Here is a 24,471-nt window from a genome sequence, read left to right as displayed (position 1 = left end):
TAAACTAACCGATAGTAAATTTCCTACTTTTCTGCACTTCGCTGCAATTGTGATAAGCTAAATCCATATTCAATGTCATCTGTGCCAATTAAACTCATCGCTTTATAGTCTATAAGGGACCAATCTGGAGAATATACAATCCAACGGTAATCATCTAAATTTTGTCGGCTGATCACTCCGAGTTTAAATGTTAACGACGAATTGTCATGCCAAAATGGGTGTTTATGAAAATGATCGCTAAGTGTAACAAGTGCCCAGCCCCCCATCATAAAATGGCCACCAATCGTAGCGCTCATCCCGCCATTATCAACTAAGTCGATCGCATCACCCAACCAATCAAATCCCCCAATTGCAACAGCATGCTCTAACTTGGCAGCTTTTACACCGGTTAGCGCCCCCATTGCCATCAAATCAGATGCCGTCCATATTAAATTTGTATTTGGGTAACGCGATAGCAGCTTTTTTGTTTTTTCATACGCCTGCTCTTTAGACCAACTCGCGTGGACTCGTTGCTGGACAGTGATTTTTTGCGTCATTAAGAAGGCTTGCGCCCCTTGGCTTCTAACATCAGACTCGGAGCCATAGTGACCATTAATTATCAATGCATTAATATCTGTGTTCGCTAAACCAGTATCGCTCAACAACGCTTCAGCTAATCGCCAACCGGCATCATAATTATCATGATAAACTTCCCCAAGCCAAGTTTTATAACGTTCTTTAGGCATGCCTATTGATTTTCTCTCTGGGCCAGTAATGGTTTGTTCCAATGTTAAAAAATTTATTCCGTATTTGTCTAACAGGTCTAGCGTTGCTTCTGCTCCACCCGGATAGTTCATTAAAATAACGTAATCAGGAGTTGCCCGATAGCTTAAATATTTTTTCAACTCAGCGAGTTGAATATGTCTATTACCTTCTCCGTAAATGGTATCCATTTTAATATTTAGCTGCGCTGCGGTTTGCTCCGTAATTGTTTGCACTTTTTGCCAAAAAGGCTCTCCGGATACTGATGGGTTAACAAACAACACTGAGAAGTCACTTTTGGCTTTTACTTCGACCATGGTGCCTATTAGCAATACAGCCACTAAAACCTTAAACGTTATCTTAAACATATTGCCTCTCTTGGTGCATAGCGCATAATTTTCGTAGTATATATTCCAATGGCCCTTGATTGAAAAAACGCAAATACACAGGCGCTAAAGTAAGCTGTATCAAAGTTAATAACAGTGCTACAGCAACGTACTCGATACGAGTGTATTGAGCATGTCCATTCGGAACTAACCAGTAAAAAAATGAAACAGCCAACAATGATTGTAGAATATAGCAAGTTAAAGCAAGTCTTCCTACCGCCTGAAGCCATGAGAGATTTAGCCCCGATAGTCTCAATTTAACAACCCAATTTACTATCAGTAAGGCACTAACAAATGCATTCATCCAAACAACGCTATCAAGTAATACAGACAATGCATGTATATTAATTGCTTTCAGATACATGGTAACTATCGACAATAATAAGACACTAAATACAACGAGTGGCATCAGCTTTTTCGATATGCCAACGTCAAAGACCTGAGTTCTAAATAAATATATTCCAGCAAGCATAAGCCCAAGGCTATACCACAGAGTAATTAATGGAGTGACCAAAAGCATAATCGAATAAAAAACCCCATTGTGAATGAAGTGCCCCAACACATCTTTAGGTAAATCATCAACAACGGCGTCATATGCCTCACTTCCCCTTATAATAGGATCAGCTACATCAATAGAGCCCAGTAGCAGCATCATGCCTATACCACCAAACCCAAAGGCTGCACCATGAGTGATCAATTTACGCTCAGTCGCATCAAGGTACTTAACCGCAAAGTACCCTGCGAGTCCATAGGTTACGAGGATATCTCCAGGCCAAAGTAAATAGCCATGAAGTAAGCCAAAGATCACAATCCAAAACAATCGCGTTTTTAATTTCTCCACCTCTTTATATTTATCTATTTGTATACATAAAGCTGCACCAAAAAGTAAACAAAATAGGCTTCGAAACCGACCATCAAGTAGTAATACATTCACCCAGTCGATTACTGTATCGGATAATGGAATTGTGGCTAAGTTTACATACCCAGTCTCAAAAATAGCAAAGTAGTATATATTTAAAAATAGCAGCCCGAGTACCGCGATACCTCTAATGGTATCTAGATTTGTATTTCTTAGCATTACCCCACTCTATCTTTGTACATATCAGCCCAATTTATTGCTGAAGCATGAAAATCAGGTAAGCAACTGTCTTCCATATTGATTAGTGTGCATGCCTCTTGTAACTGCCACCAACTACCAGATTCATATGCTTTTACAACATTTAATATATAATACAGTGAATTGGGTTCGCCAACCAATGCATCTTTTAAAGGCTCTGGGAAAGGTAGCCGTGTAACTACCTGACTCATAGGTTTGTCTAATATCGCATCTAGTAAAGAAAATAACCCCGTTAAAAAACTCATTCCAGCGATGTTCGGGCTTAACTTCTTCGCTATTAGCTCACAAAACCGTGACCTCACTATGCTGAGCCTAGTTAACTCAGTAGGTTTTCCCTCTGCGATGTGTGCCGTCATAATTAATCCAACAAACTTTTTTGTTCGCTCATTGCCTAAGTAAACTAAAGCCTGTTTAAGTGATTCTATTTTGTTCTTGATTGGAAATACGCCTGAGTTCAATAGTCGTAACAGTTTATAGGCAAGCGCAGTATCTTGTGCGAATAACTCTGCCACTCTTGACATATTCATGTGGGGTTTTAAAACTTCCGCATAGATGAGCATAGCGACCGCATAGTTAATCTCAATGTCATTTTGCTCAATCACTCGAGGTTTAGCAAAAAAGTAACCTTGAAAAAAGTGGAACCCCATACTTTTTGCTTGTAGAAACTCTTCTTCCGTCTCGACCTTTTCCGCCAAAAGTTTCATATTTTTCCGCTGCTTAAAATTCTCAACGAGCTCTTCTATAGACGTTAATGGATTCTGCATGATATCGAACTTTATCAGTCGAACAAGCTTAAGAAATGGCTCCCACTCTTTGGTATACTCAAAGTCGTCGAGCGCGAGTCGGTAATTGTTATGAAATAACTCTCTGACATATTCATAGTTGTCTGCTGTCGGCTCTATAGTTTCCAAAAGCTCTAATATCACGTCATGGGCAGGTAAAAACTGAGCTAGCTCTTTAGTTAAAGAATCTGGCCCAATGTTTATAAGTGCTTTTTTTCCTGAGGTGAGGTAACGCGTACCGAGATTCAATTGGTTATCCATGATAAGTTTTGCGGTTGCAGCATCATCACTTACATTAGGAAAACTATTACTTGTTCCGTCACGAAACAACAACTCGTACGCTACGACTTGTTTCTTTCGATTAAAAATAGCCTGCCTAGCTACAAATACCTTCAAATGGTGGCTCCTTGCTGCACACTACCTTGGAGATAGCACTTTGGTCTGTAATTTTTATGTCATTTTAACCATAAATGATTAAAAATCATATAGAACAAAGAGATTACTCAACAAAATTGCACCATGGATTAAATATAGCAGTACAAATATAAAAAGCAGGCGAATCGCCTGCTTTTTAGAAATTTACTTAGGTATTACGCGCTAATTTATATATAAGCTATTGATATAACTCAACGCAACACTATCCCATTCAAACCTTTTCTCTCTGGCACAGTCCCGTAACTGGCTATATCGCTCGCTATTATCACCATACAGTTGAATTGCTTGAGAAAATGTACTGACCAGCGCCGTTTTCTGCTGAGGTAAATCTTCTCCTGAAAACGTAAAGCCACTTTTTAAATGCTCAACAGTATCACTTAGCCCACCAACCTGATGGACCAAGCAAGGTTGCCCTGAACGCATTGCTAGCATCTGACTGATACCGCAAGGCTCAAAAGAGCTAGGCATGAGAAATAGATCGCCGATGTCGTATAACATATCACCAAGTGCTTGCCCATAACCGTTTAAAAACAACAAATTATCGTTACGTGCCATAGCTTGGGTAAACACATGCTCTAAGTGTGCATCGCCAGAACCGAGAACAACCAAACGGCCCGAATTTTGAGCCGTAATTTTTGCTAGATCATCGAGAATGATCCCCGCGTCTGTTGTTTGGCGCAGTAGTAACGCTTTTTGATCAGTTAAGCGTCCAACACTTGTAACAAGAGGCCCTGAAGAAGGCGTATTTAACCATGATGTGACCCTTTTATGCGCGATATAGTGACTAGATGTCAATTGCCGTGACTTCGCCATCCATATAAGCAGCATTCGTTCACTTGCGTTCAAAAACTGCTGTAAATCTGATGCTGCTACATCGTTTTGCGAATATTCACATCCATTCAAGATACCGATAAGCTTGCCATATCGTTTGGCTATTTGCATATCATGCTCTAACCCTTCCCCGCCAAAGAAGCCTCTATCGGGTTCACTGCTGCGAAGCACTTCTTCAGCATAATTGGGAGACACCACGTGCACTTTATCACTCAGTGTGATTGCGCTGCGCATCGGATTAAAACAATGAGGATATTGATGATCGCAAAGCACCTGTCCATCATAGCTTAATGTAGGAAACCAAGCTTCTAAGCTTGAGTCATCATGATTAAATGGCCTGATCCCTTGCAATGCTAAGTTATGAACCGTATACACCGTTCTAAGCTCTTTAAGCTTTATAAAACGCGGACTGAACTCTTTCAATACGGCGACACATGCAGCGTGCCAATCATGCAAATGTAATACGTCTAAATGGCCAAATAAGTCATGTTCAATCGCTTCACCTACTGCGGCACTAAAAAACGCAAATTTAGTCGCATCCGTTGCAAATGGTCTTTGATCGTCGTCATTGCAATAAATCGCTCCACCATGCTCACTAAATAAAGAATGTGAAATCACATACTGTATAACACCATCAGTGTGCTCGACTTCCCATAATGTAGCCGTCTCCAAGTGTTGCCGAAACGGCACTGCAATATCGCCAACAAACTTGCGACTCAACCCACTCTGGCCATAGTCGGGAACGACAACTAGTGTTTCTACTCGATGTTTAGCCAATGCATAAGGGATGTCACGAATAACATCCGCGACTCCCCCAACTTTACACTGAGGCAGACGGTCATTTTCCGCTGCCACCATTAATACCCGCATAATTTGCCTTACTACGCTGTTTTAAGCTTATCAGCTTCTTGTTGTTTTCGCTGATTATACGCCACGAGCATTTCACGCGTCACCAATACAATCCCTTTATTCGATACTCTAAAACCATTTTTTTGATCTTCTTCTGCGTCAAAGCCAATCACGAGCCCTTCGGGTAGATGACAGCCACGATCAACTATTGCATTACGAATCTTACAGTGCCTTTCTACAATAGCGCCAGGTAGTAAGACTGCGCCCTCAATCTCACAAAAAGAGTGAACGTGAACATTCGAAAATAACAACGAGCGACGTACCACTGATCCCGAGATGATACACCCGCCAGACACAGTTGAATCTACTGCCATACCACGGCGCTCTTCGTCATCAAAAATAAACTTAGCCGGAGGTAACTGCTCTTGATATGTCCAAATAGGCCAAGTTGGATCATACAAATCCAATTGTGGTTCAGGAGAGACAAGTTCCATGTTTGCTTCCCAAAATGAGTCTATTGTGCCAACGTCACGCCAGTAAGGCTGACCTTCATGACTCGGATCCCTAAATGGGAATGCAAAAACATTATGCTCTTCAATAATCGCAGGAATAATATCATGACCAAAATCACGGCCAGAGCCTTCACGTTCAGCATCTTGTTTCAACTGCTCAAATAGAAATTCGGTATTGAAAACGTAATTTCCCATCGACGCTAAGCAAATACCATCTTTACCAGGAATAGAAGAAGGCTCAGCAGGTTTTTCATCAAAACGCCTCACTCGCTTATCTTTATCAACCGTCATAACACCAAAGGTGTTGGCAGCTTCTTCACATTCGACTTCAATACAACACACTGTCATATCTGCGCCTGTTTCAACGTGCTTTGCGAGCAATGCGCCATAATCCATTCGATAAACATGGTCACCAGATAAAATCATCACATATTTTGGTAATTCATGGCGAATTATATCCATATTTTGGAACACGGCATCTGCGGTGCCACAGTACCATTCGTCACCATAGCGCTGAGACGCAGGCAATATTTCTACCGATTCACCAAGTTCTTTTTTAAAATGACCCCATGCTCTATTCACATGTCGGATCAAAGAGTGTGATTTATATTGAGTTGCAATACCAACACGGCGGATCCCTGAATTAATACAATTCGACAACGGAAAGTCTATTATTCGGTGTTTACCGCCGAAGTAAACCGCAGGTTTCGCACGCCAATTGGTCAATTCGTGCAAACGTGAACCTCGGCCACCAGCCAAAATAAGGGCGTATGTTTCTCTTGTTAAGCTACTTATGTAGCGATTTGCGTAACTAGGCATTCATCTTCTCCATATATCCTTGCTTTGCTGGGCTATTGCATTGGCTCAAGTCGCCAAATTTCATTACTATATTGTGAAATCGTACGATCACTGGAAAAAGTTCCACTGGCCGCAGTGTTTAATATACTGATCCGAGTCCATGTTTTTTCATCTTGATAAGTTTGCGACGCAAGGCTTTGGGCGTCGACATAACTGGCAAAATCATAGGCAACCAACCATGGATCAGTAGGACTTGTAATCGCATTAATGACATCATCAAATATATGCGGTTCAAACAGGTTAAAATGTCCGCTTTTAAGCAGCGTCATTACTCTCTGTAATCGGTTATCTTTTTGAATGATGGTGGCTGGATCATATGTGCTGCGGATTTGATCTGTTTGTTCTGCTTGTGCACCAAATAAAAAGAAATTATCTGCGCCCACTTGCTCTCTTATCTCTATGTTAGCGCCATCTAACGTACCTATAGTAGCAGCACCATTCATCATGAACTTCATATTGCCAGTCCCTGATGCTTCTTTACCTGCAGTAGATATTTGCTCAGATAAATCAGTAGCGGCACAAATAGTTTCCATCGCTGTAACGTTATAATTAGGCAAAAAAGCAACCCTAAGTAATGGAGCTGCTCGCTTATCTTGATTGATAACATCAGCGACATTATTAATAAGCTTAATAACTTTTTTTGCCATGTAATAACCTGGAGCGGCCTTTCCGCCAATCAATACACATCTAGGTGTCATACCTTGAGTATCGCCAGCACATATGCGGTCATATAAATGGATTACATGTAATATATTAAGCAATTGACGTTTGTATTCGTGGATCCGCTTAACTTGAACGTCAAACATCATCGTAGGGTCAAACTCAACACCACATCGGGACTTAACCAAGCTGGTTAACTGTACTTTGTTTTCTAATTTTACTTTTCGCCATTTTTTATGAAACGCAGTATCATCATAATAACGTCTGATTTTCTCAATCTGAGCAAAGTCCGCCACCCATTCAGCGCCAATCTTTTCAGATATCAATGCGCTTAGTTTAGGGTTACAGTGCGCTAACCAACGTCGAGGTGTCACACCGTTCGTTTTGTTATTAAACTTTTCAGGCCATAATTGGTTAAATGTTTTAAACAAACCTGCTTTGAGAAGTTGAGTATGAAGCGCAGCAACACCATTTACGGAATAACTCCCCACAATTGCCAAATATGCCATTCTTACCTGAGGAACATCTCCTTCTTCAATTAATGACAGTTCTCTTTGTTTGCTAACATCACCAGGCCACTGCAAGGCAACTTCGGCCAAGAACCGAGCATTGATCTCATAAATAATTTCTAACAATCTTGGTAATAATTTACTAAATAATGGCACTGACCAGCGCTCTAGCGCTTCAGGCAATAAAGTGTGATTGGTATATGCCATTGTGCTGGTTGTGATGGCCCACGCTTCATCCCATTCAATTTCATATTGGTCAACTAACAACCTCATCAACTCAGCAACAGCAATACTTGGATGCGTGTCATTGAGTTGGAATACATGATAATCTGCAAAATCAGTGAAATTTGGGCCATATTGATTCACCCATTTATTAATAACATCTTGTAAACTGGCACTAGAGAGAAAATACTGCTGACGCAGTCTTAACTCTTTACCATTTTCACTGCTGTCATTTGGATATAAGACCATGGTGATTTGCTCAGCCATGTTTTTACGCGCCACAGCTTCTGAATAGCTACCAGCATTGAATTCATTTAAATCAAACTCATCAGTTGCTTCAGACTTCCAAAGCCTTAACGTATTTACTACGCCGTTTTTGTAGCCTGGAATAGGCACATCGTACGGAACCGCTAACACATCTTGAGAATCAACCCAACATCTAATATCTTTCCCTTGCTTGTCTTTATAACTTTCTACATGACCAAAAAACTTGACTCTACAAGCTTGATCTGGCGCACTTAACTCCCAAGGGTGACCTTCTCTTAACCAGTTGTCAGGTTGCTCAATTTGATGACCTTTCTCAATGCTTTGATTAAACATGCCGTATTCATAGCGGATCCCATAACCAACAACCGGTAATGCAAGACTCGCGCAACTATCTAAAAAACACGCAGCCAAACGCCCTAATCCACCATTTCCTAGGCCAGCATCATGCTCTGCCTCTGCGACAACTTCTAACTCACTACAATACTGTTTCAAAGCTTCCGCTGTAGAGTCTTGCAAGTCTAGGTTCAAAACTGCATTACCCAGTGCCCTGCCCATTAAAAACTCTAACGATAAATACGCAGCTTTTCGTGTTTTCTTCGATGTTAGATACGAATTAGTCGCCCTACAGCGAGCGACCATACGGTCTTTAATCGTCAGAGCTAACGCATGATATAAATACAGCTGAGACTCACCCACACGGTCACGTCCCAACGTGTAATAAAAGTGCCGTGTTAAGTCATCATTTAACGTACTTTCATCAAGCTTTGGTGCATCTTGCCAATGTTTTACGACGCATACATTTGTGCCTTTATTAGCCATGTATGTTTCCCTCTTTTAGCGATGTAAATACCCAACTAGATTGGGCTGAGATTGTGCACATAGGATCTGCACTGTCATATTTGGCACAATCACAACTACTTAATGCAAATTGCCAATGTTCGGAAAATGGCGCACAAGGCAATGTAGCTTCTAAACTTTCATCATGCGCATTAAAAATAATTAATAGTGCTTGCTCTAATTGGCGGTCTTTAATTGAATACAGTAACCATTTACGGCCTTCACTATGCCAATCTGATTCACTCATCAGTTGGCCATTTTCATCTAACCAACAGACAGAAAAACGACTGTCATCTGAGTGAACATAAAACCCATGCTGAAACACACTAAACGCTTTACGAATCGATAATAATTCTTCAATAAAATAAATAAGCGAGTGGTCTTGCTGAGACGGTTTCCATGCCAACCAATTAGTGCGATTATCTTGGCAGTATGCATTGTTGTTACCACCTTGGGAGTGGCTAAACTCAGTGCCTGCTGCAATCATTGGCACCCCTTTGGACAAAAAGAGAGTTACTAGCGCATTCTTTTGCATTTTTAGACGCAAACGCACTATATCTGCATCAGTCGAAAATCCTTCTTTGCCACAATTAAATGAATAATTTTCCCCGTGACCATCACGGTTTAGTTCACCGTTAGCCAAGTTATGCTTAGTCTCATAGCTGACCCAGTCAGCTAACGTGTACCCGTCATGACTGGTAATAAAATTGATTGAGTTGAGCGGCCCTCGTTTATTGTGCTCAAAAATATCGTTGGAGCCATGAACACGCTTCGCAAGCTCAGGTAATATCTCTTCATCTTTTCGCCAAAAACGCCTTATCGTATCTCGGTATTTATCGTTCCACTCACGCCATGGTGATAAAAATGCCCCCAATTGATAGCCTCCAGGGCCAATATCCCATGGCTCTGCTATCAATTTGGTTTTATTAAGTATCGGATCTTGTAATATCGCATTAATAAAAGCGTGATGGGCGTTAAAACCATGACTGGTGCGTGCGAGGATCGTTGCTAAATCAAATCGAAAACCATCAACGCCCATCACTTCGACCCAATAGCGTAAGCTGTCTAACACCAACTGCAGTGTTTTTGGGTCATCAATATTGAGCGTGTTACCACATCCAGTATCATTAATGTATATGCTAGGTTCTTCAGGTAAGTGCCGATAGTAACCGCTATTATTTAGCCCTTTAAGAGATAAAGTAGGGCCGTCAATTCCAGCTTCAGCTGTGTGGTTAAAAACCACATCGATAATGACTTCTATACCAACTTCATGCAACGTGGCCATCATTCGTTGAAACTCACTGACATCATTATTTACTAAATATGATTTATGCGGCGTAAAAAAGTTGAGTGTATTGTATCCCCAATAATTTCGCAGACCTTTGGTGATAAGAAATTGCTCACTAACAAATGCGTGGATGGGCAATAACTCAAGAGTTGTAATACCAAGGCGTTTGATGTGAGATATGAATGCAGGGTCTGCAAGACCTAAAAACTTACCCCTAAATTCTGGGTTGATATCAGGGTGCTTATAAGTAGCTCCCTTGACATGGCATTCATAGATAACTGTTTTTGACCAGGGGTGATTAGGCCTTTTCTCTGTGTATTTAGCTAAAGTAGTAACCTTGGACTTAGGCATGTCAATCGCGTTATCTAGCTTACTTAACGTACCGACTGGCATATGACAAAAGTGGCGCTCACTCCAAGTAAACTCACCAAAAAAATCTTTCGCATATGGGTCCATCAATAGTTTATTGACATTAAACAACCGACCAGCTTGAGGGTCGTAGTCACCTTCGACTCGAAATCCGTATAACGCCCCCTCCTTTAAGGGCTCTACGAATACACTCCAACTGCCTCCTTCATGTAAAAACATATCGATCATTGCAGTTTGAGAGTGCCCGCTAGTATCAAAAAGGCACAAATATACCTGACTTGCGTTGGGTGCATAAACGGCAAAATTGACACCGGTATCTTTTTTTGTGCTACCTAGATGCGTATGACTGCCTCGGCATGAATTTAGCATTTTAATTAACCTGTGATCCGTTTTAAGTACAGTGTTGTTAATGGAGGAATAGTCAAAACAATACTATTTTCGAATCCATGGGATGCTTCTGCTGTTGATTCAATTAATTGTGACTTACCTGCAACAGCTGTTACCCCTGAGCCGTACAAAGCTTCATTGTCTGTGTTAAGAATCACCTCATACACGCCACTTTGGGGAACACCCATTCTATATTGATGAAATACTTGTGCAGTAAAATGACTAATTACAACCAACAAATCGTCTTTTGATTTACCATAGCGAGCAAAACTAAACATGCTCTGCTCCGAATTGTCGCCATCAATCCACTGAAAGCCAGCAGGTGTGTTGTCACATTCATGCAACGCACCTTCACGTTGATAAACCGTGTTTAGCTCTTTTACTGTGCGCTGGATACCTCGGTGAGCTGGCGAGTCTAGTAATTGCCAATCAAGTCCTTCATTGTGATCCCACTCAGAACGAGGCGCTAATTCACTGCCCATAAATAAAAGTTTCTTACCGGGATGAGCATACATAAAACCATAATACGCTCGTAACGTAGCAAATTGTTGCCAATCATCTCCCGGCATCTTACTAAGCAACGCGCCCTTACCATGGACGACTTCATCATGACTTAGGGGTAAAATATAGTTTTCAGAGTACGCATATGCCATAGAAAAAGTCATTTCATGATGGTGATAGCGCCTATGGATCGGATCACGACTGATATAGTTTAAACTGTCATTCATCCAGCCCATATTCCATTTAAAACCGAAACCTAGGCCTTGATGTTCCACACTCTGTGTAACGCCAGGCCATGCCGTCGACTCTTCCGCTACCATCATGATGTTATCGTCTTGTCCATAACTGCGTTTATTAACGTCCTGTAGACACGCAATTGCACCTAAGTTTTCTCGTCCACCATATTGATTCGCAACCCACTCTCCATCATTGCGACTGTAATCTAAATACAACATCGATGCGACCGCGTCGACTCGTAACCCATCCAACTGAAATTCACTAAGCCAATACATGGCATTCGCCAGCAGAAAACTCTTTACTTCAGGGCGATCATAATTGTAAATATAGGTATTCCAATCGGGGTGAAAACCTTGCCTCATGTCAGCATGTTCAAATAAATGCGTCCCATCAAATTTATGAAGACCATGTGGGTCTGAAGGAAAATGCCCCGGTACCCAATCAATTAGTAACCCAAGGTTGGCGTCTTCGCACCGTTCAACAAAATATACAAAATCTTCATAACTACCAAAACGACTCGTTGGTGAAAAAAGCCCTACTGGTTGGTAACCCCATGAGCCGTCAAACGGATACTCGCTGATGGGCATAAGCTGTAAATGCGTAAAACCAAGGTCCTTAACATACATCACTAAGTCATCTGCTAACTCGCGATAAGTTAAAAAGCGGTTACCTTCGTCAGTGCGGCGTTTCCAAGACCCTAATTGCACCTCATAAATACTAATAGGTGCATCTATTTTATTGCGTTTTGCTCTGCTCTGTTGCTGTTTTAAAGTTGGCTTTTTACGGATAACAAGGGGTTGGAGTACAGAAGCCGTACCAGGGGCTTGCTGCATCTTAAATGCAAATGGGTCAGCTTTATCTGTTACATTGCCATAACTATCTACCACCGAGTATTTATACGTTTGTTGTGCTTTTAAGGCTGGTATAAAAAGCTCCCACACACCACTTGCGGGATGCTTTCTCATAAAGTGCTCACTTCGCTGCCAACAATTAAACTCGCCAACTACTGAAACACTTTTTGCATTAGGTGCCCATACCGCAAAACGTACGCCTTGCACGCCTTCATGCTCAACAAAGTGCGAACCTAAATGTTGATAAGCCCGCTCTAATGTTCCTTCATTGAACAAATACAAAGTATCTTCGCTAATACAACAACCAAATTGATAAATGTCATATTTAATGTCTGTATGCTCAGGGTAAATCACTTCAAGTTTTCGTACATCCGATAACGCTTTATCAGTCACTCGTAATAAAAATAAATCACTGTTTAAGTACTTTTTGAATATCGCGTCTTTCGCTTTATTCGCCAATGATACAGACACAGCACCGGGCAAATAAACACGCACTTCATAGGTACTTTCATCAATTTTATGTAACCCTAAAAATGAAAACGGGTCGGAAAACGTCCCTATTTGGAGCGCGTTAAGCTGCTCTGAATAGTCATTTATCTTATTTGTAGGTGTTAAAATGCTATTCATGACTTGTCCTAAGTTGAGTTAAATTTTTGATGAAATCAGTATGTTTAGAAAATACTTCTGGCACAGTATGATTTAAACGCCTCCGCCAATTTGGATACTCAGTGTCTGTTCCTGGAATATTTACAGGTAATACTTGTTGATCAAGATCATCGAGTTGAATGCAAAGTAAATGCACAGGGGACAAGGCTAAAACACATAACATTGCTTGATAAACCACTTGTGAATCACAATTTATATCAAGGCCAGACGTCTGGTGTTGATGTTGATGCAACCAATAAATCAGTTGTTGTTTTTGTGTATATCGGTTCGCGCTTTGTTCATCAAATTCATTAACCGACAATAAATTGTATTGCAGTTTAAGTTGCAAATCATCCGCGTTCCACCAACCTTTGAAAGGCGGAACATCATGATTAGCAATCATTAATATCGTGTCTTTTCGTAGGTGTTCATTTTTTACAAAGTTGCCATGAGCATCTTTTTCAAAGTAAAATAGAATATTACCAAGCAACGATGATTCTTTCATCGCACTCACCACTTCAGGTGGCACAACCCCTAAATCTTCGCCAATCACGATACTTTGTGACAAGTTTGACTCTATTTTAAGCACCGCTAATAAATACTCAAATGGGTAATATACATAGCAACCACTTACACCACTTTCAAGCTGCAAGCACCACCAAAGCCGTCTTAAAGCCATAACATGATCAATTCGTAAACCACCAACATTACAGAGGTTATTTTTCACTAGTGATTTAAAAAACTGAAATTTATTCTGTTTAATCTGAATTGGGTCTAAAGCTGGTAAGCCCCAATCTTGACCATTTTGAGCCCAAGGGTCTGGCGGTGCACCAACTTGTGCACCGGTCGCATAAAGATCGCTATTTTGAGTATACTCTATGCCATCTTTGGCACATCCAACGGCTAAATCATTAATCAAACCAATAGCCATTTTATTGTCTTTTGCAACGCGTTGACACCGCTCCAACTGTTGAGTTGCTAACCATTGACAAAACACTGCAAAATCGTCACCGCTCAGCGCCTCGAGTAGTACTTTATTTTGCAATTGGTAATTCTTGAATGCTTGCTTGTCTATCTCGGCAGCTTCAGCTTTAAATATACAAAACGATAATGCCAATAATGCATATTTTGATTCACTGACAACTGAATAATCAATATATTGTAACTGCTTCTGCTCAGTTAAAACGGACAAAGCCTGTTCCAAGGCTGTTTCAAATTCCGTGTTACCATGCAACCAAGCGCTGCTTTCTATTGCAATATATAATGGATTAATTAGTCCGCGATGATTTGGGCTATATGGGCTTGCTCTGTCTGGTTCATCACAAAACAATAAATGTAACGGGTTTAGTAAAACAAAGTCACATCCAGCCTTTGCTGAGTAGACAATTAACTCTTCAAGATCTAAAAAATCACCAACCCCTAAGTTGCGTACACTTTTAAGTGTATAGAGCTGTGTCGATACCCCTACCTGTTTATGTGCTTGCGCTTTATAACATTGTTTTGGTGTAGACCACACCTGCGTTTTAAATTGACCTAACGGCAAAGTTATTTCAGCATCATGATAGCCAACGGGCATAGAGGGTAGTGGTACCTGAAGCTCCAAATAATTGATGCCGCCATAGTTATATTCTCCACTAACCATGCAATGCGCCGTATCAAAGTGGTGATTAATATCTAAACTTGGAATTGACAATACACCAGTAATCGCTCGGTGCTGCTCTGGTAACTTGATTGCAAGCGTAGCATTTTGCTCATCAACTAAGCTTACTGAAGAGATAACCGACTGCCATTGTGCAATATCTAGCTGATATATTTTTTCTTCAATATACTTGTCATCGCTTGTATCTACACCGCACGCGTGTAATGCACGATTGCGTGTTTCATGATCAAACACAACATGTTCGCCAGTGTATTTTATATAATCGTAACCAATGCCATGTAAATAAAGTAACTGTTGTAATCCTTCCATTGACAGTTACATCGCTATTTTTTGCGTATTTACCACACTGTTTTCGGTACCAAAGCTATTGGTTGCATATGCATCAGCTTTATGATCGTTATCCCATAGTTCACCGTTTATGAGATACCTAAAATGAAATTGTTTATCGGTTGGCAAACGATGTTTACTCTTAAAAGCCCGCTCTTTTTTGTTGAATTTCATTGTTACAGGTTCCCAATCTGTGAACTCAGCAACTAATTCTACTTTTTTTGCTTCTGGGTGAGAAAATTCAAACGTGACTTCGGCTTCGTCTTTTGTTTTAAAAAAACGTTTTGTTAACATAGCAGGCTCCAAATAAATAAGTTTGGGTAATTACATCCTTGCCACAGCGCCGTGCCTTTAACTGCTCAACAATCGGAAACGGTGGGCGTTATTACACATTACAACAAAACAATATTTATGCTTTATGACAGTGCAAAATTTCGGCATTTGCACCAATTAAGTGCTAAACAATGCCAGTTAAGTCTAACTTTAAGTCATGCATACCTAGGTAGCAAAACACAGACCAAATTGTGAGAGTTATTAAAAATTAGGTGAGAATACTTCTCATGTAAAGTGAATTAATCTAAAGATTGACTACCATCATAGTATTGTTTATTCCTTCCACAATAATACACTTAGACGAGAAACATAATTGAAATAAAGAAAAAAAGGGTGTAAAAGGTTATAATTCTTATGGCTTAGATATGTATAATGAAGTGTGCATTCAAAGTGTGTATAAATTTAAGGTTCCGGATTTAGCCAGCTATGAGCAAAACATTAAAAATATTAAGCTTTTTATTCATAAGCACGTTTCTATTTGGCTATGTTATCAACATACTTTTCTCAAAAACTTGCGTTGACGCCCACCATGGGTTTAACAATATTTCACTTATTGAAATAAACATCAGCGAAAGTGAAAAAATTGCAACACCTTGGTATCAAAAATTTATTCTTGGACAACAGTTTTTTCGGCATCATCAAAGCACCTACGTCCTCTTGCATAAGCACGGAGATAATTTAGTTCTAGCTAAAAACTCTGATCTAATCACAACCACATTCTTGTCTTCTACAGCATTAATTACTTTAACCACGTTACTGCTGGCTATCCTGTTTGTATTTAGGAATGAGCGAAAAAAGCACAAAAACAATCAAGCCTTACATGCGGTTCACAAAGATATTAATCGGCTCGTCAATTTGCTCGACATAAAAACACAAACGCTTCACCATGGTGGTCCTCTAGCGCAAATAAGTCATGCCATACATGCTATCTCAGACAACTTAAACAAAATTAAGCAGCAAACCGATAGTCATATTTATCAAGACAAATTAACCCAGTTAATCGATCGACATGCTTACTTAGAGCATCTAGATATTCAACTGACACAGGCCGAAAACAAGAATCAACATTGTGGTTTACTCTTCATTGATTTGGACGGTTTCAAACAAGTAAATGATTCATTTGGCCATAGCTTTGGCGATGAAATTCTTATCCAAGTTGCTAACAGGCTAATTAGCGTCGTTAAACAATATAACGTACAAGACATACACCCTATTCACGGTTTGGAACAAAACTTATCTCGCCTCGGCGGTGATGAATTCTCTATATTCATTCCTAAAATAGAAGATTCAAGCTTTTGCACGCAAGTCGCACAAACTGTGCTTAACGAAATTGAACGCGATTTCATTCTAGGTAATAAGATAGTAAAAATTGGGGCTAGTATAGGTATCGCTATTTACCCTGAAAGCGCATCTCATCCGCATGCGCTGTTACAAATGGCTGACGTTGCAATGTATCGAGCCAAAACTGATGGCCGCGGTATTTTTAAAGTATATTCCCCAGAGATGGGGAGTAAAATCAGGCGCTATCATTACTTATTAGAAGAACTTAGATTGGCGATCGCATCACAAAATTTCCACCTGTCTTTTCAACCAATCGTCCACGTAGAAGATTGTGCCATAGACTATTTTGAAGCGCTTATCCGTTGGCATCATCCAATTGAAGGGTTGATCCCACCCACAGAGTTTATTCCCATCGCTGAAGAGTCAAACTTAATCCTCGAACTCGGCGACTGGATTTTACTCGAGTCATGTAGACAAATGTCGGCGTGGCATAATGCTGGGATGAAGAAAGTTAAAATCTCTGTCAATGTATCAGGTATCCAGTTAAAACATAGACCGGTTGCACAATGGGTTACGCAAACTTTAGAAAAAACCGGCTTACCTGCTACCTCGCTTATGTTAGAAATAACCGAATCAACCCTGATAACAGCGAGCGATAAAATAATCGAAGAATTAGAAGCATGCCGCCGTGCAGGAATAACCATCGCCATTGATGACTTTGGCACTGGATTTAGCTCACTCAGTACGCTTGCTGATTTACCGATAGACGTTATAAAAATCGATAAACTCTTTATTACTCAAGCAAGTCAAAATGCAAAGTATCATAAGATCCTCAATTCTATTAGTGAACTGGGCGCTCAATTAGGACTGAAAATTGTCGCTGAAGGCGTCGAACAAGCCGAACAGTTTGAGCTGGTAAAAAGCATGGGCATTCGTTGCGTTCAAGGTTACCTTGTCAGTCGCCCAGAAACTTCACACAATGTTGGAACAAAGGTACTCAAAGGCAACGTTAATCACATAGCGTCAACGGGAACGAGTATCTGGCTGCCTGAAGGAAAGCAATGAGCCAATACTAACGTTTAAATTTGGTTTCCAAAATAACCGCTGAATTTGTTCGTTCTACCCCGTCTAAGTTACCAATATCATCAAGGATATGATTGAGCTGCTCTAAACTTTGCGCTTCAACCAACGCAATCATGTCATATTCGCCGCTAATAGCATAAAGCGCACTGATCTGATCAATGTGTTTCAACGCAATTGTTGTTTGTGTCGTTAATTTTTGCCGGATCTTAATAGAGACGTGTGCAGACACTAACCCCTCGATATAGGTTGCGCCAAATTCAACACTATAACCGGTGATCACACCTGACTGCTCTAATTTTAAAAGTCGGCTTTGAACTGTTGATCGAGAGACATCCAAATTCCTAGCTAAGTCTGAAATACTAGATCTTGCATTTGTTCGTAGCAAAGCAATGAGCTTTTCATCGTGTTTATTCATCATTTTGATTAAAACCATCATCAATTTAACTTTTATTTTAATCATTTTATGAAAAATTGCACTGCAAATTTACTTAAACCAGAGTGATAATGAACAAATAAAGAATACATCTAGATGTTTGCCTGACTTACCGTCTTAATAAACACATTTTAGTATACTTATTAAACACATTGTTTTTACAGTATTTATTAGGCGAGCCAGCAAACAAAATTGAAAATATAGAGGAAGTCGTCATGCAAGCTAACCGTGAATTATTCGATCACGTAATGGTCCCAAATTACAATCCATCAGAAGTTATTCCAGTAAAAGGCAAAGGTTCTCGTGTATGGGATCAAAAAGGCGACGAGTACATCGATTTCGCAGGGGGGATCGCTGTAAATTGTTTAGGTCATTGCCATCCAGCTTTGGTAAATGCATTAAAAGATCAAGGCGAGAAAATTTGGCATCTATCAAATGTAATGACTAATGAACCGGCTTTACGTTTAGCAAAGAAAATGACGGATGCCACATTTGCGGATAAAGTATACTTTGCTAATTCTGGTGCAGAAGCAAATGAAGCAGCGTTAAAGCTGGCGCGCCGTTTTGCATTAGACAAACACGCACAAAGCAAAACACAAATCATCGCTTTCAATAAAGGATTTCACGGTCGCACCTTTTTTACCGTAACAGTAGGTGGTCAAGCTGCATATTCAGACGGGTTTGGTCCTAAACCAGCCGATATTGCGCATTGTGACTATAATGACTTAGCTGCTTTTGAAGCACTTATTTCAGACAATACCTGTGCCGTTATGATGGAACCATTACAAGGTGAAGGCGGGATCATATCTCCAGAACAAGGCTTTATGAAAGCCGTAAGAGCATTGTGTGATAAACACAACGCTTTGCTTATCTTTGATGAAGTACAAACGGGAGTTGGCCGCACGGGTGACTTGTATGCATATCAAGGGCTTGGCGTGACACCTGATATCTTAACAACAGCAAAAGCATTAGGTGGTGGCTTCCCTATTGGTGCTATGATCACGACCACTGAAATTGCACAACACCTTAAAATAGGTACTCATGGCTCAACGTACGGCGGAAACCCGTTAGCATGTGCTGTTGCTGAAGCCGCTTTTGATACTGTTAATACACCAGAGGTACTTGAAAACGTCAAGCGTAAAGAGCAATTGTTCCGTGATGGCCTCAATGCAATCAATGAAAAATTCAACGTATTTAGTGAAGTACGTGGTAAAGGCCTACTTCTTGGCGCCGTATTGAATGACGATTACGCAGGACGTGCCCGCGACTTCCTTGTAGCGAGCACTAAGAATGGGTTAATGGCATTAGTTGCAGGCACAAACGTTGTGCGCTTTACCCCTTCATTAGTTATCCCTGATGAAGATATCAAAGCGGGATTAGCAAGATTTGAACTTGCTGTTGCCAATGTAGTTAACGGTTAACACGACTAGGGGTGCCGTTCAGCGCCCCTTAGGTTGCACTATGCATATACTCAGACCAATACAGAATTCTGACTTTGATGCGTTACGTCAGATCGCCGTAGAATCAGGCCACGGTTTTACTTCATTACCTGTTAATGATGAACTCTTACAAGAAAAAATAGTTCGCTCAGAAAATAGCTTTGCAAAACAGCTCAGTGCCCCTCAGGATGAAGGTTACTTATTTGTTTTAGAAGACAGTGACACTGGTGAAATAATGGGCACTACTGCGGTAGAATCCGCAGTAGGAATGGCAGTTCCTCTTTATCATTATCATTTAGGTAAAACAGTTCATCACTCACCGACATTAAAGGTCTATAACACAGTCGATATACTTTCGATGTGTAACGATTACACTGGTGCAAGTGAAATTTGCACATTGTTTCTCCGAGAGGATTACAGAAAGGGCTTAGCCGGGCGTTTTTTGAGCCGCTCTCGCTTCACGTTTATGGCTGATCATAGTGCCCGTTTTAGTGATACTGTTATCGCTGAAATGCGCGGTGTAAGCGACGAACATGGCCACTCTCCATTTTGGCAGTGGTTACAAGAACACTTTTTTAGCATTGAATTTCCTCAAGCCGATCACTTAGTCGGGCTGGGTGACAAAGTCTTTATCAGTGAGCTCATGCCAAAGTATCCTATTTATGCAAATTTGCTAAGTGCAAAGGCGCAGGCCGTCATTGGTAAAGTACATGATAAAACCAAACCAGCACTGCGCTTATTAGAGAAAGAGGGCTTTGAGCATAGAGGCTATGTTGATCTGTTTGATGCAGGTCCCACTGTAGAAGCTAAATTAAATAATATCCAAACGGTACAAGAATCATGTGTTGTTACTGTCAATATTTGTCACGTTGCATCGAAACAGAGCTTTGCGATTTCTAACCAACAGCTTAAAAACTTTAGAGCAACCTTTACTGATAAAGTTACCTATCATGAAAGTGAAAACGTGATTGATATTGAGCAAGATGTAGCATCTGTACTTAACGTGAGTAACGGAGATTCCGTTCGAATATTTAAATTATAACCTTGCTGCGTCGTGCTTAAGATAGCATCAAGTTTAACACGGTATTACACCGTAAATTATAGGACCCCATTATGCACAACAATGTCGACCAATTATTTCAACAACTTTGGAATAACTATTTAGAAGTGACTCCGTCAGCAGTAAAAGTCCATGAACTTTTAGGCTCAACTCAGCAAGACGATGTGATTAATGATCACATCGCATTACGTACCTTTAATCATGAAAAAATCGGCTTAGAGAAGTTAGCGGCGCATTTTTTAGCGGTTGGCTATAAGGAATGTGGAGAGTACCATTTCGAAGCGAAAAAGCTCTATGCCAAACACTATGAGCATTCTGATCCAACTAAACCAAAAGTATTTATTTCAGAATTATTGGTAGAAAAGTGCTCGCAACAGCTACAAACATTAGTTAACGCAATGGTTGCTGAAATTGATGAAACAGCCATAACGGCAGATAACTTTTTGTATTCAGGTACTCACTGGCAAGTAAGTCATGAAACTTATCAAGCCCTGTTGGCTGAAAGCGAATATGCAGCGTGGATGGCTGCATGGGGCTACAGAGCAAACCACTTCACAGTTAGTATCAATTACCTCAGTAATTTTTCTGATATAAATGCCGTTAATCAAAATTTAAAAGATGCGGGCTTTCAGCTAAATACAGCGGGTGGAGAGGTTAAAGGCTCACCGGAAGTATTACTAGAGCAATCTTCTACACTTGCGGATCACCACCCAGTAACTTTCAGCGATGGTGAATTTAAAATCCCTAGCTGTTTTTATGAATTTGCGCTGCGCTATGCAATGCCAGATGGACAGCTATATACTGGTTTTGTTGCCGCTTCTGCTGATAAGATATTTGAAAGTACTAACGCACGTTAAGTCCGATTGATTCAACCTCAGCAAGCGATACATATAAAAGGTAATGTCATACCATTGCCTTTTATATTTCAAACACACACCATGTTTCTTAAATCAGAACCACACTGAGCAAAAACCAAATATTTTTTCGCTTATCAGCCCCATTCTAAGAGTAATACTGTCACCGTTGCCAATGGTATCATTGCACTCGGTAGTTGATATAAGGTCATCAAGGGCACCATTACAAAACTACGCACAATCAAAGACTGTTCGTAGCATAATTGTCATATTATTTAAGTAGCGTATTTGCTAAGAGTCGTATTATTTAAATCTGAGTTTCAGAAATAGTATTGCTTTATATGGCAATTCGCGATAGTTAAATATGATAGTGTTAAGTACACAGTTAACCCCAACTTTGCTATAACTCGCAGTTTAATTAAAGATATTGGTTGAAGGATATATCATGATCAGAAAAGACATTATTCGTGACGTGCTCGAGTCAACAGACAACGCCTCGATAAACCTAGGGATCAACAAACATAAAAAAATGGCCAGTAGTCCATTCTTTTTCTTCCGTGGCAGTGCTTCGCTGATGTATCGTGATTTAGCAAACAAGTCAATTCATCTTCCTGATGAATTGTACCATCTGCCACTAACCAATATTGTTGGTGACTGTCATACCGGCAATTTTGGTTTTATAAGCGAAGAAGGCTCTCATGGGGACCAATTAATTTTCGCACCTAATGATTTTGACGACGCCTGTATCGGTCATATGGTTTGGGACCTCTTCCGTTTTATTGTCAGTTTATATTTGAGCCAAACACATTGTAAAAACCTACAACAAGCAAGTGAAAACTTAAAGATCAGGCAAAAGCCGCTTGTGACAGAGTGTCAAACAGATGCTGCTGCTCACGCTTTTGTTACCCAATATCTGCAATCATGCGATCTTTCTGTTAAAGGTGAGCTTAATAATCAGTCTGCGTTAATAGAGTTTGATAAAGAGCATATTTTACATAAACGCTGGCAGAAAGGCTTACAACGTATGGCTGGCGGAGCTGCATTCTTAACCAGTAGTACATTGGCAAAAGAATTAGACCTGACAAATAGTCAGCTGAAATTCAAAACAAACCCACAGCGATTTGAAACATTATCAGAACAACACCAGCAGGAACTGATTTCGCGCTTTTCACCTTATGTAGATGATACAATTTTAGCCTGTGTTGAACGACTAAATGCAGGTACAGGTTCTAATAATATGCGTCGTTATTACCTGCTTGTAGGTCCTAAAGTGACTGACACACAGCCACAAGCCTTAAACCTATGTCATGTTGTCGAGGTTAAACAACAACGGCCAGCCGCACCGTTATTTTATTTCCCAGCACTGAGCCCGATCAATGAGCTCAACCCTGCTCACCTTACTGTTAATTGTCAACGCAAGATGCAGCGACGCCCCGATCTAGTCTTAGATGATGCGATCTGGCTAGATACACATTGGTTACTACGTTCTCGCCATCATGCAAGGGTCGGTCTTGACCCTGAGGACTTTTGTTTAGGTAAGCGGGCTGCACATAAAACCGGTTTCGAGCAGTTCGCACAAAGCTGTGGCTTTACGTTAGCACTGGCACATATGCGTGGTGACCGTCGCTCAATCATTTTCCAACAAAAAGTCACTGAGATATTACCAAATCATATTAATACATTAATTAAAGTAGCCAAAAAATACGCAAAGCAGATGGAAGTAGACCAATTGTTACTTTCTGATATGCTTGTCAATCAAAAGTAAATCAAAGTCCTCAACTAATCGTAAATGGCCGTCGTAATATGCGCTGGCCTCTGCCAATAGCTGACTTAATAGCCCGGATCCGTGATATCGTACACTAAAATGAAATAACACCAATTGCGGCACTTGATGTTCTTGCGCGAACTGCGCGACCCGTTTTGCGTCAGAGTGCCCAGTATGCATACCGACTTTATGTAAATCTCGATGCGTAAATGTCGCCTCGTGAACCAATACATCAACACCATCTATATAGGGCTTTAATAAATTAGGTTTCTCATTGTCGCCACAAATAATTACTACTCTTGCTCGCCAGCTGTTATAAGTAAAATTATCAGCAACCAACAATTTGCCATTAAAAGAGACGTCTAACCCTTTTTGCAGTGCGTTAAAATGCGGGCCAGGTTCAATACCATGAGCAGTTAACTTATCAATTAGCAACTTCTTCGGAATGCTTTTCTCGGTTAACTTAAAACCATAACTTGGTACTCGGTGCTGTAATTTAATCACATCAATACGGCAAAGGGGAAAATCTAATGCAGCATCTAGTTCTTCAACCATATGGCAATGTAGTTCGAAATTTAGCGCTACGTCTGTTAGTACCAATGTTGAGTGAATAAACTCCACCACCTTTTTAGGTGCAACTAAGTTTACCGTTTTCGTTCGGCCACTCATGGACATTGACGCTAATAGCTCAGGTAAGCCATAGCAATGATCACCGTGTAAATGTGTTATACAAATTATACTTAAATGATAGACCGTGTACTCGCTTCTCAACACTTGATGCTGAGTCCCTTCACCACAGTCAACTAAAAGCCACTCTTTTGATTTTTCAAAACCAATCGCCGTTGCAGATACATTCCTAGATAAACTAGGAGATCCCGATGAAGTGCCTAAAAACTGTATTTTCATAGTGATTAAATTTAACCTATTTTTATTGACTTAGATCATATCGCAC

17 protein-coding genes are annotated in these 24,471 nt (G+C 40.4%); 5 read left to right on the top strand and 12 right to left on the bottom strand.

The features are described from left to right. Window positions 1-23: 23 nt before the first annotated feature. The 10 genes from PCIT_RS20535 to PCIT_RS20490 all read right to left on the bottom strand — a co-directional run bounded on the left by PCIT_RS20535 (window position 24) and on the right by PCIT_RS20490 (window position 15,565). Complete coding sequence (locus PCIT_RS20535) at window positions 24-1,109, bottom strand: ABC transporter substrate-binding protein (RefSeq protein WP_010361884.1); 1,086 nt, start codon at window positions 1,107-1,109, stop codon at window positions 24-26. Further along, window positions 1,102-2,205, bottom strand: a complete 1,104-nt coding sequence (locus tag PCIT_RS20530) for a DUF418 domain-containing protein (protein WP_010361883.1) — start codon at window positions 2,203-2,205, stop codon at window positions 1,102-1,104. The genes PCIT_RS20535 and PCIT_RS20530 overlap by 8 nt, the downstream gene beginning before the upstream one ends. Further along, a complete protein-coding gene (locus PCIT_RS20525; RefSeq protein WP_010361882.1) occupies window positions 2,205-3,422 on the bottom strand; it encodes an EAL and HDOD domain-containing protein in 1,218 nt (405 codons plus the stop codon). The genes PCIT_RS20530 and PCIT_RS20525 overlap by 1 nt, the downstream gene beginning before the upstream one ends. Before the next feature lie 201 nt (window positions 3,423-3,623). Continuing rightward, the gene (locus PCIT_RS20520) at window positions 3,624-5,162 is read right to left on the bottom strand and encodes a glycogen synthase (protein WP_010361881.1); all 1,539 of its coding nucleotides are present in this window, start codon (window positions 5,160-5,162) and stop codon (window positions 3,624-3,626) included. Between the two features lie 11 nt (window positions 5,163-5,173). Continuing rightward, a complete protein-coding gene (gene glgC, locus PCIT_RS20515) occupies window positions 5,174-6,472 on the bottom strand; it encodes a glucose-1-phosphate adenylyltransferase (RefSeq protein WP_010361880.1) in 1,299 nt (432 codons plus the stop codon). A gap of 32 nt (window positions 6,473-6,504) precedes the next feature. Continuing rightward, entirely contained in the window at window positions 6,505-8,988 is a 2,484-nt protein-coding gene (locus PCIT_RS20510; protein ID WP_010361879.1) for a glycogen/starch/alpha-glucan phosphorylase, read from the bottom strand. After that, on the bottom strand, window positions 8,981-11,032 hold the full coding sequence (gene glgX, locus PCIT_RS20505) for a glycogen debranching protein GlgX (RefSeq protein ID WP_010361878.1): 2,052 nt from the start codon (window positions 11,030-11,032) through the stop codon (window positions 8,981-8,983). Before glgX ends, PCIT_RS20510 begins: the two co-directional genes overlap by 8 nt. Before the next feature lie 5 nt (window positions 11,033-11,037). Continuing rightward, complete coding sequence (glgB, locus tag PCIT_RS20500) at window positions 11,038-13,266, bottom strand: 1,4-alpha-glucan branching protein GlgB (protein ID WP_010361877.1); 2,229 nt, start codon at window positions 13,264-13,266, stop codon at window positions 11,038-11,040. Then, entirely contained in the window at window positions 13,259-15,253 is a 1,995-nt protein-coding gene (gene malQ / locus PCIT_RS20495) for a 4-alpha-glucanotransferase (RefSeq protein WP_010361876.1), read from the bottom strand. The genes glgB and malQ overlap by 8 nt, the downstream gene beginning before the upstream one ends. 6 nt (window positions 15,254-15,259) lie before the next feature. Continuing rightward, window positions 15,260-15,565, bottom strand: coding sequence for an isoamylase early set domain-containing protein (locus tag PCIT_RS20490; RefSeq protein ID WP_010361874.1), 306 nt, complete (start codon window positions 15,563-15,565; stop codon window positions 15,260-15,262). 465 nt (window positions 15,566-16,030) lie between these two features. Here PCIT_RS20490 and PCIT_RS20485 point away from each other — a divergent pair, with 465 nt between their 5' ends. Further along, a complete protein-coding gene (locus PCIT_RS20485) occupies window positions 16,031-17,950 on the top strand; it encodes a putative bifunctional diguanylate cyclase/phosphodiesterase (protein ID WP_010361873.1) in 1,920 nt (639 codons plus the stop codon). 7 nt (window positions 17,951-17,957) lie between these two features. On the opposite strand, the gene PCIT_RS20480 is transcribed toward PCIT_RS20485, so the two are convergent. Next, window positions 17,958-18,386 carry an Lrp/AsnC family transcriptional regulator gene (locus PCIT_RS20480; RefSeq protein WP_010361871.1) on the bottom strand — a complete coding sequence of 143 codons (429 nt, stop codon included), beginning with the start codon at window positions 18,384-18,386 and terminating at the stop codon, window positions 17,958-17,960. Window positions 18,387-18,616: 230 nt separating this feature from the next. On the opposite strand from PCIT_RS20480, the gene PCIT_RS20475 reads away from it, so the two are divergent. The 4 genes from PCIT_RS20475 (at window position 18,617) to PCIT_RS20460 (ending at window position 23,519) form a co-directional block, all read left to right on the top strand. After that, the gene (locus tag PCIT_RS20475; RefSeq protein WP_010361869.1) at window positions 18,617-19,822 is read left to right on the top strand and encodes an aspartate aminotransferase family protein; all 1,206 of its coding nucleotides are present in this window, start codon (window positions 18,617-18,619) and stop codon (window positions 19,820-19,822) included. A gap of 40 nt (window positions 19,823-19,862) precedes the next feature. Continuing rightward, window positions 19,863-20,882 (top strand): arginine N-succinyltransferase, encoded by a 1,020-nt coding sequence (gene astA, locus PCIT_RS20470; protein WP_010361868.1) that lies wholly within the window; start codon window positions 19,863-19,865, stop codon window positions 20,880-20,882. A 71-nt stretch (window positions 20,883-20,953) separates the two neighbouring features. Beyond that, window positions 20,954-21,757, top strand: coding sequence for a DUF1338 domain-containing protein (locus PCIT_RS20465; protein ID WP_010361867.1), 804 nt, complete (start codon window positions 20,954-20,956; stop codon window positions 21,755-21,757). Window positions 21,758-22,199: 442 nt separating this feature from the next. Continuing rightward, a complete protein-coding gene (locus tag PCIT_RS20460) occupies window positions 22,200-23,519 on the top strand; it encodes a DUF2252 family protein (protein WP_010361865.1) in 1,320 nt (439 codons plus the stop codon). On the opposite strand, the gene PCIT_RS20455 is transcribed toward PCIT_RS20460, so the two are convergent. Continuing rightward, window positions 23,487-24,425, bottom strand: coding sequence for a ribonuclease Z (locus PCIT_RS20455; protein WP_010361864.1), 939 nt, complete (start codon window positions 24,423-24,425; stop codon window positions 23,487-23,489). The two genes, PCIT_RS20460 and PCIT_RS20455, sit on opposite strands and share 33 nt — an antisense overlap. Between the last annotated feature and the right edge of the window lie 46 nt (window positions 24,426-24,471).

This window comes from Pseudoalteromonas citrea (genome assembly GCF_000238375.3).
In the GTDB taxonomy this organism is placed as follows: domain Bacteria; phylum Pseudomonadota; class Gammaproteobacteria; order Enterobacterales; family Alteromonadaceae; genus Pseudoalteromonas; species Pseudoalteromonas citrea.
This window is presented reverse-complemented; position numbering and strand designations above follow the sequence as displayed.